Genomic DNA, 12451 nt, shown 5'->3' with positions numbered 1-12451 from the left:
ATCAGTGACACTGCGCGGCAGCGTTAATGATGCTGGTTTTCTCTTTCTCATCCGTTAGCGCATAGTCAGCGACGCAGTGCTCGTTCGCCCCCTGTCCCCAGGAAACGTAGAGATGCCCTTGCTGCGGCAGACCAGAGAGGTAGGTCTGGCCGTCATTCCCGACAATAAATTCGCTGTCCTTATCCTCGGTGGTGACCGTTGCGCCGAAGGGCAGCGGTTTACCCTTTTGCGTAAGCGTCATCAGGACGCGGTTACCCACGCGGGTGTTAAAGCTGGCGCGCACCACGGCCCCGCGGGTTGGCGTCACGATCTGCGCCGCGTGGGTGACGTCGGCGTTGTCCGGTAGCGTTTCGGTATCCAGCGCGATGGTGTTGTGGCGATACGCGGTAACAAAAGGCACGACGGTGTAGCCGCGGAAGTCGGTCTCGACGCCCGTCTGGTTCGTGATATGGGTTCCGTGCGTGCCCGGCGCTTTCACCAGCGCGATGGTGTCACCGAGCGGCTGGCTCAGGGTTATTCCGTTCGCATGGGCAACCACGCCGCCCTGCAAACCGACGTTCACGGTCTGCTGATATTTATCCTGACTGACGCCTGCGCTCACTTCGCCATAGGTCGCTTTATAATCGGCGTTGATGCTGGTGGAGTTACCGCTGCCGGTGCTGCTCAGCCCTTCCTGGATGTTCCAGTTCAGGTTGTCCTCTTTCAGCGCCGTGCCGTTCAGGCCGATGTTCTGCGTCGTGCCGTCTTTGGTGTTGTTCAGGTTGTAGGTGGCCCAGGTGTTATGCATCCAGCGGTCCAGCGGCACCGAGACGCTCAGCGAGAACTGGTTGTCGTTTGTCACCTCGTTACCGTCTTCATCGCTGTCCTGGGTGTTTTTGTTCATGCTGTAGCTGAGGCTGTAGCTCACCCCGTGCCAGCTATTGTTGTAGCTGACGCTCATCGAGGTCATGTTCTGGCTCTGACTCCAGTACGTCTCTTTCACCATGCTCAGGGTGACGGATCCCCAGCCTTCCGCCAGCGTCTGGTCGATGGTGGCTTCGGTTCGGGCGCGGCGCTGCTGCGGTGCAGACCAGTCGTCGGAGCGGGTATATGACTCCATGGTGTCTTCAAGGGTGTAAAACCCTTTGCTGTTATAGCGATAGCCGGCCAGCGAGAAGTTGGTGCCTGACCGGGCGATGTCTTTGCTATAGCGCACGCGCCACGACTGGCCTTTGCTGGCCTGCTGTTTTTTCAACAGGGCCTTCGCGCGGGTCACGTCAATGGAAAAGGCGCCTAAATCGCCCATGTTTTTCCCGACGCCAGCCGCCTGAGACTGGTAATGGCTGCTCTGCTGCACGCCACCGTAGGCGGTGAAACCGTAGGGTAAACCGTAGATGGCGCTGCCCTGGGCAAACGGGGTCTTCTCGACGTCGTTGTCATAAGAACGGTAGCGTCCGGCAGTCACGCTGTAGCGCAGATTTTTTTCACGCTGCAATACCGGCACGGAGGCAAACGGCACGACGAAATGGCTTTCGCTGCCATCGGTCTCTTTCACGGTGACCTGAAGATCGCCGCTGCTGCCGGTGGGGTAGAGATCGTTAATTTCGAACGCGCCGGGGGCGACCGTGTTCTGATAAATGATGTAACCGTTCTGGCGTACCACCACCTGCGCGTTACTGTGGGCGGTGCCGCGAATAATGGGGGCGTAGCCTTTTTCACTGTCCGGCAGCATGTCGTTATCGGATTTCAGCTCCACGCCGGTGTAGGGTACGCTGTCAAAAACGTCGGAAGGCGAGGAACTCTGGCCGACGGTGAGGTCGCTTTTCATCGCCACAATATCGCGTTGCGCGTAGGTATATACGGAGGTGAATTTTTGGTCCTCCTCGTTACCCGTGGTGCTGCGATTCCAGGTGGAATAGTTGCGAATGCGCCATGCGCCAATGTTCAAACCCGGACGCAGGTTAACGTACTGGCTGCTGTTATCCTGTTCACCCGGCTGGCGCGCATGGCTTTGGCTGGCATTTGCACTGTAGTTAAGCAGGCCCGCGTTAATTCCTTCGTCAAACTCTTTTGGGTCAATGTAGCCGCGAGGCACCTGACCGAGCGCCGACTGGGGAATGCTCAGCAGCAGTTGCTGGTTGCGAACGCGGAAGGTCGCGGATGCCGCAGGGATGGCGTGTAAATCGGCGCACTGGCCTTTGGCTTTCAGCTGCGGATATTTTTGGGTCTTGATCCCGAGGCTTTTTAAATCGTCCACGGTAAAGCAAGGTTGCAGCGTGCTGTTGCCGTGATCGTCTTTCTGCAGCGTAAAGGTGACATCGCGGGTATCAATTTTATTATTATTGATAAACACCGTAACCTGATATTTACCCGGCGCCTGGCCTGGGCCTTTTTCATAGACGGATAAATCGGTTTTTCCCTGCTGGGGATTATCAATATCCAGCAGGGCAGGGTTAAAATAATCATCAGCCATAACCTGATGCGCAAAGATCGCCATCGCCAGGCCAAAAAGAATGACCAGCAATGACGAAAATCGGCAGATGAACGGCTTTTTATGGCTGTACATGATTATTTTATTACCGGGGAAAAGTATTAATGAACGGATTTCGACCAGGTATGGCTGATGCTGCCGTAATCAGTAATAATGGAATACGTCACGTTCGAGCCTCTGACATTACCCGGTATGGCAAAATGCGTTTCTGTTTTTGGAACGGCCCAGGTCGCTTTCGTCACTTTCTGACCATTCAGGGTGACCGCCTGGAAATTCATATAAAACGGCGTGGGGTTATTCACCACCAGCTCGTTACCTTCGCGACGCCATTCAAGCTTATCGGCCACGTCTTCTGGTCTGCCTTTTACCGCAGACGGGCGATACAGCAATTTAATACGGGTATTAATCGCAATTTGCAGCGTATTCACGCCTTCCACCTGCTTTGAGGAAGGGATCGCTTTAATATTCAACCAGTACAGGGATTCCCTGTCTTCAGGCAAATTTCCGCCCGTGCGTACCACGCGCAGAACGTTATCTTCTTTGGCATCCAGACGGAAAAGCGGCGGGGTGATGAGGAACGGGGCTTTGGCCAGGTTTTTACCGCCGGAATCAACCCAGGACTGCACCAGATAATCCGTCGCATCTGGATTTGAAAGACCAAGAGATGATTCCTTTTTATCTCCCTGGTAGACCAGACGGGTGCCATTAATAATGACGCCCGCATGTGCAGTGGCGGCTACCAGTAAAAGCGTGCTCAGTAAATAACCGTGGCGCATACAGATTTCTCAATAAATAGATGAGATATTAATGCCCGCAAAAGCATTAATATCTCAGGATTGATAAGATCAGTTATAAATAACGGTGAAGGTCGATACAGAGTTAGCAGGGCCTGCGGTGATCGCAGCGCCGGTTTGGATATAACGGGCACCAAATTCCAGATCGTTAACCGCCGTACCGGAGGTTAATTGATACTGCTGCGATGGCGTATACAGGCTGACAGGCTGCTCTAAGGCATCAACCAACTGAATTGCCACACCGGTCGCCGCATCGCTATCTGGCGTTAAGGCCAGCGTAGCGTTGTTATTCGCATCTGGCGTACCGCCGAAATTAATGGCTGCGGAGGTGACCGTGTCAGGACAATTCGTTAACTGAATATCAAACTTCGTTAATGTGCTGGTAGAGCCAGCGCCGGTAAATACCGTTTTAGACACTTTTCCCAGCTGAACATTTAATGGATTACTTAATCCATTCACGACCTGACAAGCAGAATCGATAATTTCACCGGTGAAATTGATCTGACCTTCACCGTTTGTTGCCGCAAACGTGGATGCAGAACATCCCACCGCTGCGGCGATGATTAAACCTAAAGCAACCTTGTTCATAACAAATCCTGATATGTTTCTGGTGAGAGCGTTGCCTGGACGTTTTCACCGTTGACCCTTAATGACTTTCCGCTGGTTATTTAAACAAATAATGGTGCATTAAGAATCTTCTGCAGGAATCACAAATAATTGAAATAATGCTTGAGTTTCTTTTTTATCCTTAAAAACAGAACGTTGATGATGTAGAAAAAAACTAACGTCCGAACGTTTAACAGGGCTATATTGTTACCAGAAGGATATTTTCAGGAGAGATGTCGTGGATTATCGCAAGATTATCAAAGAGGTAGGCAGGGGCAAAAACCACGCCCGCGATCTGGACCATGAAACTGCTCGCGCCCTGTATACCCGAATGCTCGATGGCGAGGTACCTGACCTGGAGATGGGCGGCATCCTGATTGCGCTGCGTATCAAAGGCGAAGGCGAAGCGGAGATGCGCGGTTTTTACGAGGCGATGCAGGCGCAAACGCTGCGCCTGACGCCGCCGGTGGCAAAACCGATGCCGATTGTCATCCCGAGCTATAACGGCGCGCGCAAGCAGGCAAACCTCACTCCGCTGCTGGCGATCTTATTGCATAAGCTGGGGTTCCCGGTGGTGGTTCACGGGGTCAGCGAAGATCCCACCCGCGTGTTGACGGAGACCATTTTCGGCATGTTGGGGATTGAGCCAACGCGTCATGCAGGACAGGCGCAGGCGAAGCTGGATGGCCATCAGCCGGTTTACATCCCCGTCGGAGCCCTGTGCCCGCCGCTGGAAAAGCAGCTGGATATGCGCTGGCGGATGGGCGTGCGCAACAGCGCCCACACCCTGGCGAAGCTGGCGACGCCGTTTGCAGAAGATGCCGCATTGCGCCTTTCCAGCGTATCGCACCCGGAATACGTGGGGCGTGTCGGGAAATTTTTTGAGGAGATTGGCGGCAGGGCGCTGCTGATGCACGGTACAGAAGGTGAGGTGTATGCCAATCCACTCCGCTGCCCTCAGCTGATGCTGATCGATTCTGCCGGTACGCGCGCTGTTCTGGCGCGCGGGGAAGAGAATACGGACGTCATTCTCCCTGAAGCGAAAGACCCGCACACCACCGCGCACTGGATTGAACAGTGCCTCGCCGGAAACGTGCCTGTGCCGCAGTCCATTAAGCTGCAGATGGCCTGCTGCCTGCTGGCAACCGGGGAAGTTGATACGGTCGAGGCCGGTCTCAAACGCGTGGACGCGGCGTTTTAGGCAAAAAAAAGCCCGTCCAGTGGCGGACGGGCAAGCAAGGGTAACAAACAACAGGGTCAATGAGGGTTGGAGCAGCTCACCAGAGGGTTTGGCGAGGGGACAGCATTCATTCAGGCGATTATTTGTAGATAACCGCGGTACCGCTCAGCTTGTTATTGCCGTTAGCGGAGGTAATGGTGTATCCGCTTGCACCGGCAGCAGCCGCTTTCTCAGCCAGTTTGGCTTCCAGACCGTCCAGGGTGGTCGCGCCATCAGCACTCACCACACCGACTTTGTTCATGTTCTGTGCCTGAGCAGAAGAGACTGGCTCTACGGCGAAAGCGCCGAAAGACAGAGCGGACAGGGCAACAGCAGCTACAGCATATTTGATGGTTTTCATAAGTAATCTCTCGCAGGTGTTTCTGTTAAGGGGACGATGTTCCGTCGATGTGATGAGTATCACGTTTTTTCTTGAGAGATAAAATCGAAGAGAATTGACGTGGTCAATCAAAAAAATTGAATGACAAATAACTTATTGATTACTAATAAATTCAAAGTGGCGCTTTACACTTCTTGTGGATGCGCTTTACAGAACAAAAATGAAGGGCACATTTTGCTACGCGGTTCGCTAAAAATCGTGAGCGTAAAGGTAAGCGCCCCGGCGGTTAACTTAGGTAAAGGAAAGTCAACGTAACTGGCTGTCTTTCGAACCTCTGCGATTATAACCTGAATGTGAAGCATTTTTTGAATCTTTATTCTGCTGACAGGTAATGCATAACCTTACCCCTGGCATGGCTTTTCGCCGCGCCTCCGGGATAGGTTCTCCACACTCTTCGCACTCCTTCAGGCTTTCGCCGCGTGGGATTTCACCGCGAGCGCGCGCAACCGCATCTTCAATCGTACTGTTGATCTGTTCGTTTACGGCGTCATCATTCGCCCAACCGGAAGCCATAGCATCCTCCTGAAATGGTGTCATGCCCTGCTTTTAATGTGGGGTTAAAAAATGAACAATCAAGGCGAGGAAGAGAGCAAACTGCATCTGGCAGGCAGATGCAGTCATGGGGTGGGGCAGATTATTTATAGATGGTCGCTGTGCCGTACATATGGTTATCTCCGCCAGCGGAATTCACCACGAAGCCTTTTGCACCTTCCTGGCGGGCTTTTTCCGCCAGTTTATTCTGCAGATCGTCCAGGTTACTGGCGCGGCTTACGGAGACGGTGCCTGCAGGTTGAAGCTGGCTGGTGTCGGTACTCTGGGTCAGCGACTGAACGGCCATCGCAGAAAATGACGCGGTCGTCAGGGCGGAGGCGATAACAACAAGGGTCAGGTACTTTTTCATAATCACATCCTCATGAGGAAACAACAGGTGATTCCCCTTAAGTTTAGAAGCCTGACGAGTGTGACTTAGCGCAAATATTTGATGATGATCTGCTTATTTTTTGAACGATAAAAATTGACATTACGCTGACAGATCATAGACATAAAGGTGTTTGATTTATGGCGGCTTTTTCAGCGCCGCAGAGAAAGATTTACCGTTAGGCCAGCAAAGGGTATCTTACGCCGCTGTTTAAAGGAGAACGCCATGACTTCCCAAAAGCCGGGATTGCACCCACGAAACCGCCACCGCAGCCGCTACGACATGAATGCGTTATGCCTGAGCTGCCCGCCGTTAAAGGACTACATTGTCCAGACCCCCGCGGGTGAACCTTCGGTCAACTTTGCTGACCCCCAGGCGGTTAAAATGTTGAACAAAGCGCTGCTCGCACACTACTACGGTGTGGCGAACTGGGATATTCCGGAAGGCTTTCTCTGCCCACCCGTTCCGGGCCGCGCGGATTACCTTCATCACCTTGCCGATCTTGTGGCTGAAGACCGTGATGGCATTATTCCTCAGCAGGCGACCGTGCTGGATATCGGCACCGGGGCGAACCTGATTTACCCGCTGATCGGCGCGCATGAGTATCACTGGCGCTTTACCGGAAGCGAAATCGGTGCTGAGGCCTTCGCCAGCGCCCAGGCGATTATCAACGCTAACCCGGGATTAAGCCGCGCCATTCGCCTGCGTCGTCAGAAAGAGGCCGCCTCAATCTTCAACGGCATTATTCATAAAAATGAAACCTATGACGCCACGATGTGCAACCCGCCGTTCCACGATTCGGCGGCAGCAGCCCGCGCGGGCAGCGAGCGCAAGCGCCGCAACCTGGGTCAGGCTGAAGACGCCGCGCTGAACTTCGGCGGTCAGCAGCAGGAGCTGTGGTGTGAAGGCGGCGAGGTGGCCTTTATCCTGCGCATGATTGCGGAAAGCAAACAGTTTGGCCGTCAGGTGAAGTGGTTTACGACGCTGGTTTCCCGCGGAGATAACCTGCCGCCACTTTACCGCGCGCTCACCGAAGCGGGCGCGGTGAAAGTAGTGAAAAAAGAGATGGCGCAGGGCCAGAAGCAAAGCCGCTTTATCGCCTGGTCATTTATGGACGATAACAAACGCTGCAAATAGCGCTGCGTCGCAGGCCGGGTCAGGCGAAGCCGCCACCCGGCAACCCGGCTACAGCGTCGGCTCCTGCGGAGGGAGCGGCGCTGCGGGCGGCGGCAGGACCTGATACGTCTGTACCGGCATCCGCACGTTCGCCAGATCGAAGTGCTTTTTCACCATGCTGTCGAGCGCAAAGCGCACCGTCCACTGCTTCAGCGGCTGGGTGGTGAACGACACGCGTAGGGTAAAGGCCGTGTTCGTCAGCCCGACAATGCCGGCAAATGACGGCTCGCCAATCACCAGTCCGCGAATATCTTCCATCTGCATCAGCTCTTCTACCGCATCGCGCAGCGCCTGCTTCGCTTTATCGGCATCCTCATGACGGTCCACATCGTAGTTCGCCACCACGGAACCAATGCCGCGCACAAAGTTGGCAAAGGTGGTGATCGAGGACCAGGGGATGATGTGGTACGCCCCGGTATCCTGACGCACGCCCACCGAGCGAATCGACATCCGCTCCACCGTGCCGGTCAGCGGCCCGATGGTCACCAGATCGCCCGTGTTCATCCCGTTCTCAAACTGGATAAAGATGCCGGTAATAATATCCTTCACCAGCGTTTGCGACCCGAAGGAGATCGCCAGCCCCAGGGCACCTGCACCGGCCAGCAGCGGGGCGATATTCACCCCGATTTCTGACAGCACAATCATGATGGTGATGGTACTGATGATGACCGCCAGCGCGTTGCGGAACAGCGTCAGCAAGGTGCGGGCCCGCGCGCTGGGCAGGGGCCTGCCGTGAATATCCGACACCAGACGGTTCTCGATGAGGCTCGCCAGCAGCGTCCAGCCGACGGCAGAGAAGAACAAAATCAGCGCGATGCGAATCAGAATGTCGACCGTTTTTTCACCTGCGCCGTTGTGCAGCCAGTTCCAGAAATCAAACAGGCTCCACGCGTTAAGGAGCAGCATGATCGCCACGCAGACGGTGAGAATGCGCGCTACCTTGAGGGATACCGACATCCAGCCGTTCACCCGTTTTTGCAGTTCAGGGTAATTACGCTGTACCTGCGGCGACAGGGTGATGGTTTTCGAGATCCAGCGCGACAGCAGCCCCGAGACAAATGCCGCGATGCCGATAATGGCCAGGCTTTTGAATGTTGCCCCCATCATAAATTTCAGGCTGTTTCCCGGGTCGAACAGCGAGAAGAAGCACAATACGATGAAGTAGGCGCTTGCCAGCCAGTGCCACACCAGGGCGAATGCGCGAATAAACAGGCTGAAGAACGAGAGGGAACGATCGGCCAGATGCAGCAGGCTCTCGGTGATGGTCTTTTTATTGTGGAAGATAAGGTACAGCGACCAGACGGTAATGCAGAGCATGATAATGACGTTTGCCAGCGCGCCAAACTGGACGTTCACCTGGTTGGAGATGATCGGCACGGCAACCAGCAGACCGTAGCCAATCAGCCCGCTGAGCACGCTCAGGCGCAGCGCCCAGTATGTTGCGCTCTCGTCCCGAATGGAGAAGGGACGCAGCGCCGGCACGTGAGGGCAAAAGAGTAACCGCAGCAGCGCCTTGAAGAACTCAATCAGGGCAAAGGCATTCAGGAAAAGCGACTGCTGGAAGGCGATGGTTTTGTTGCCCGCGTTCAGCCTGTCGGCCAGCATCTGGCCTAAGAACAGCGTCAGCGCCAGCAGCAGTAAATCGATGATAAACGCTGAGGCGATCATCAGCGGCAGGTGCAGCCAGCTGCTTTTCTGCTGATTCTTTCTGCGTCCCCATTGCCCCATTTTGCGGTACAGCGGCCACGCGCACAGGCGCACCAGCCAGTAAAAAAGGAAGACTGCACCGGCCAGCATCAGGAACTGCATGGCGGCGGCGGTAAACGTTTGTGGGTTAAACGGCTTATGCGGTGAGCCAATCAGGTTGCGGTAGAGCTGGGCAAAGCGCGAGGAGAGCGCTTCCCCATAGTGGCGGCTCACGTCGGTGACATTTTCCAGCACCGTTTTTTGCTCCTCCTCCTGCGGAGGGGTGAGGGTCGGAACGGTTTCCTGGGGCGGCGTGGCGGCGGCTTTGCGCAACTGCTCGATTAATTCCTTTCGGGAGGTGTCGTTCTCAAGAACGTCGGCAAGCGCGCCGTAAGCCGCTTTCTTCTGTTCAACATCCGGTTCCGGAGAGGGCGTATTTTGCTGGCTGGCGGTTGTTCCGGTGGTCACACCGGGGATCGCGACGGCGAACGATGGCGCACTAAACAGGCTAATCAACAGCAACAGGATCCACGGCACGGCGTCCTCCGGTGAAAATGTCGAACAAAATGATAAGTATAGAAGTCGGGACGCGGAGGGGGATTTTTGGGAACAATCTGGCGTAAAAAAGCCGGGCAGGCCCGGCTTAGCGTAACGCGAGGGATCAGGAGACGTGCTGCAGGAACTCCTGCAAACGCGGGCTCGGCGGATTCGCAATCAACTCCTGCGGGTTACCGTCTTCCGCGATACGGCCTTTATCAATAAAGATCAGGCGGGACGCCACTTTCTCCGCGAAGCCGATTTCGTGGGTCACGATAACCATCGTCATCCCTTCTTCCGCCAGATCCTGCATGACCTTCAGCACCTCGTGACGCAGCTCCGGGTCGAGTGCGGACGTAGGCTCATCAAACAGCATCAGCTTCGGTTTGACCGCCAGCGCACGGGCAATCGCCACGCGCTGCTGTTGACCACCGGACAGCTCGGAAGGGTAATGATGGGCGCGTTCTGCGAGGCCGACTTTCGCCAGCAGATCTTTCGCCAGCGCTTCTGCCGCCGCTTTGTTGGCACCGCGCACGCGCAGCGGGCCAAACATCACGTTCTCCAGCGCCGTCAGGTGCGGGAACAGGTAGAACTGCTGGAACACCATGCCCGCTTCCTGACGAATCAGACGGTCATCCACTTTCGGGTCATTCACCTTCAGACCGTCGACAATCAGATCGCCGCTGGTGATCTCTTCCAGCTTGTTGATGCAGCGCAGCAGGGTCGACTTACCGGAGCCGGATGGCCCGATAATCACCACCACTTCACCCTGTTTGATGTTCAGATCGATATTGTGCAGCACCTGGGTTGGGCCAAAATGCTTGGAAACGTTTTTAAATTCAATCACAGGATTTTCATCCTTCTTTCAAGACGACGCAGAACGAAGCTCAGAACCAGAGTAATGATCAGGTAGACAACGGCCACCGCACTCCAGATTTCCAGCGCGCGGAAGTTGCCAGCAATGATCTCCTGCCCCTGACGGGTCAGTTCGGCCACGCCGATAACAATGAACAGCGACGTATCTTTAATGCTGATGATCCACTGGTTACCCAGCGGTGGCAGCATGCGACGCAGCGCCAGCGGCAGAATAACGTGGCGGATCGTTTCGCGACGTGAAAGGCCTAATGCCAGACCGGCTTCACTGAACCCTTTATGAATCGACAGCACCGCACCGCGGGTAATTTCCGCAATGTAGGCGCCCGAGTTGATCATAATGGTGACGACGGCGGCGCTGAACGGGTCGATGCGCAGGTCGGTGAATGCCATAGGCAGGGCGAAGTAGATGAACATGACCTGCACGACAATGGGGGTGCCGCGGATCACTTCGATGAAAACCAGTGCGATGTGGTTTGCAATCCAGCCACCGTAGGTGCGGGCGAAACCGGCGACAAGACCGATAATCAACCCGCCAACCAGACCCAGGACCGAAATCCACAGGGTCATTTTAGCGCCTTCAAGCAAGAGTGGAATGGCAGGCCAGATGGCGCTCCAGTCAAACTGCATGATGTATTCCTGTATACCGTGGTGAAAAACGAAAAATGTAGGCCCGGTAAGCGGCAGCGCCACCGGGCGTTACAAACCTGAATTCAGGTGAAATTATTTAGGCTCGGTACCGAACCATTTTTTGTAGATTTCGTTATAGGTGCCGTTCTCTTTCAGCGTTTTCAGCGCGCCGTTAACTTTCGTGCGCAGGTCGTCGCTGCCTTTCGGGAAGGCGATACCGTACTGCTGAGCTTCCAGAGATTCGCCCACAGATTTGAACTTGCCGTTGCCCGCGGTTTTGATGAAGTACAGGATGTTTGGCGTGTCGTGCAGCACTGCGTCAGCGCGGCCGGTACCCAGCTCCATGTACGCATTGTCGATGTTCGGGAACTGGCGCAGGTCTTTGGTTTTGATATTCGCTTTCGCGTAATCAACTGACCCGGTGCCGCTCTTCACTGCCACCACTTTGCCGTCGAGATCTTTCACGCTTTTTACGTCGTTATTATCGGCTTTGACCATCACCAGCAGGCCGCTTTTGTAGTAGCCGTCAGAGAAGTCGATCGCTTTTTTACGCTCGTCGGTAATGGTGATACCCGCCAGCGCCAGATCAACGTTCTTGGTTTGCAGCGCCGGGATGATGCCGCTGAAGTCCATCGGCTTCAGGGTGTAATCCAGCTTGAGTTCTTTTGCGACTGCGGCCCACAGATCCACATCAAAACCAACGTATTTATCACCCTGTTTGAATTCAAACGGAACGAACGCCGTGTCGGTCGCCACAACCAGTTTGTCGGCAGCCTGAGAGGACACCGCAAAAGCCAGGGTAAGTGCAGCCAGTGAAACTTTTAATACAGACTTCATAGCATTTCCTTTTATATCCACGGGGCGATCCCCTGCGAGAACAGGTGGCACAATGAAAAAATCGTGCCAACTTTACAAGCTGTTGTTTTGCAAAGGGGATGATGTCATGCATTGCACAATAAATGGGGCAATGAGGTTTTATTGCACCAAAGTGGGGCACTGTTTTGGTGCGCTTCGTTTGGCTCAACTGACGGGGAGATATTTAGCGTAAATTCTGACGAAAAAACAATCTTCCGTTAACGGTTGTGTGAGGTGATTATTACAATTTCTTCACTTTTGCACGTTCTCAGGCAAAAAACGTGCA

General features: G+C 54.6%; 12 protein-coding genes. 2 read left to right on the top strand and 10 right to left on the bottom strand.

The genetic code is table 11. The annotated features are described in order from the left end of the window. Window position 1: 1 nt before the first annotated feature. The 3 genes from ACOTXI_RS03020 to ACOTXI_RS03010 form a co-directional block, all read right to left on the bottom strand. Window positions 2–2545: a fimbria/pilus outer membrane usher protein gene (locus tag ACOTXI_RS03020; protein ID WP_421633864.1), complete on the bottom strand. Its 2544-nt coding sequence runs from the start codon at window positions 2543–2545 to the stop codon at window positions 2–4. 26 nt (window positions 2546–2571) lie between these two features. After that, entirely contained in the window at window positions 2572–3246 is a 675-nt protein-coding gene (locus ACOTXI_RS03015; RefSeq protein ID WP_008501161.1) for a fimbrial biogenesis chaperone, read from the bottom strand. A gap of 69 nt (window positions 3247–3315) precedes the next feature. Beyond that, entirely contained in the window at window positions 3316–3852 is a 537-nt protein-coding gene (locus tag ACOTXI_RS03010) for a fimbrial protein (protein ID WP_008501162.1), read from the bottom strand. A 256-nt stretch (window positions 3853–4108) separates the two neighbouring features. Between ACOTXI_RS03010 and ybiB the strand changes: the two genes are divergently transcribed. Then, the gene (gene ybiB / locus ACOTXI_RS03005) at window positions 4109–5071 is read left to right on the top strand and encodes a DNA-binding protein YbiB (protein WP_008501163.1); all 963 of its coding nucleotides are present in this window, start codon (window positions 4109–4111) and stop codon (window positions 5069–5071) included. Between the two features lie 118 nt (window positions 5072–5189). On the opposite strand, the gene ybiJ is transcribed toward ybiB, so the two are convergent. The 3 genes from ybiJ to mcbA form a co-directional block, all read right to left on the bottom strand. Beyond that, a complete protein-coding gene (ybiJ, locus tag ACOTXI_RS03000; protein ID WP_013097471.1) occupies window positions 5190–5450 on the bottom strand; it encodes a DUF1471 family protein YbiJ in 261 nt (86 codons plus the stop codon). Between the two features lie 285 nt (window positions 5451–5735). Continuing rightward, window positions 5736–6002, bottom strand: coding sequence for a DksA/TraR family C4-type zinc finger protein (locus ACOTXI_RS02995; RefSeq protein WP_008501165.1), 267 nt, complete (start codon window positions 6000–6002; stop codon window positions 5736–5738). A 121-nt stretch (window positions 6003–6123) separates the two neighbouring features. After that, entirely contained in the window at window positions 6124–6390 is a 267-nt protein-coding gene (mcbA, locus tag ACOTXI_RS02990; protein ID WP_008501166.1) for a DUF1471 family periplasmic protein McbA, read from the bottom strand. A gap of 243 nt (window positions 6391–6633) precedes the next feature. Here mcbA and rlmF point away from each other — a divergent pair, with 243 nt between their 5' ends. Next, the gene (gene rlmF / locus ACOTXI_RS02985; protein ID WP_421633863.1) at window positions 6634–7545 is read left to right on the top strand and encodes a 23S rRNA (adenine(1618)-N(6))-methyltransferase RlmF; all 912 of its coding nucleotides are present in this window, start codon (window positions 6634–6636) and stop codon (window positions 7543–7545) included. A gap of 48 nt (window positions 7546–7593) precedes the next feature. On the opposite strand, the gene ybiO is transcribed toward rlmF, so the two are convergent. The 4 genes from ybiO to glnH all read right to left on the bottom strand — a co-directional run bounded on the left by ybiO (window position 7594) and on the right by glnH (window position 12147). Then, window positions 7594–9807, bottom strand: coding sequence for a mechanosensitive channel protein (ybiO, locus tag ACOTXI_RS02980; protein WP_008501168.1), 2214 nt, complete (start codon window positions 9805–9807; stop codon window positions 7594–7596). A 124-nt stretch (window positions 9808–9931) separates the two neighbouring features. Then, a complete protein-coding gene (gene glnQ, locus ACOTXI_RS02975; protein ID WP_008501169.1) occupies window positions 9932–10654 on the bottom strand; it encodes a glutamine ABC transporter ATP-binding protein GlnQ in 723 nt (240 codons plus the stop codon). After that, window positions 10651–11310, bottom strand: coding sequence for a glutamine ABC transporter permease GlnP (gene glnP, locus ACOTXI_RS02970; RefSeq protein WP_003858462.1), 660 nt, complete (start codon window positions 11308–11310; stop codon window positions 10651–10653). Before glnP ends, glnQ begins: the two co-directional genes overlap by 4 nt. Before the next feature lie 93 nt (window positions 11311–11403). Then, window positions 11404–12147 (bottom strand): glutamine ABC transporter substrate-binding protein GlnH, encoded by a 744-nt coding sequence (gene glnH, locus ACOTXI_RS02965; protein ID WP_008501170.1) that lies wholly within the window; start codon window positions 12145–12147, stop codon window positions 11404–11406. Between the last annotated feature and the right edge of the window lie 304 nt (window positions 12148–12451).

The organism is Enterobacter cloacae complex sp. BZL2005, from assembly GCF_049238885.1.
Taxonomy (GTDB): domain Bacteria; phylum Pseudomonadota; class Gammaproteobacteria; order Enterobacterales; family Enterobacteriaceae; genus Enterobacter; species Enterobacter roggenkampii.
This window is presented reverse-complemented; position numbering and strand designations above follow the sequence as displayed.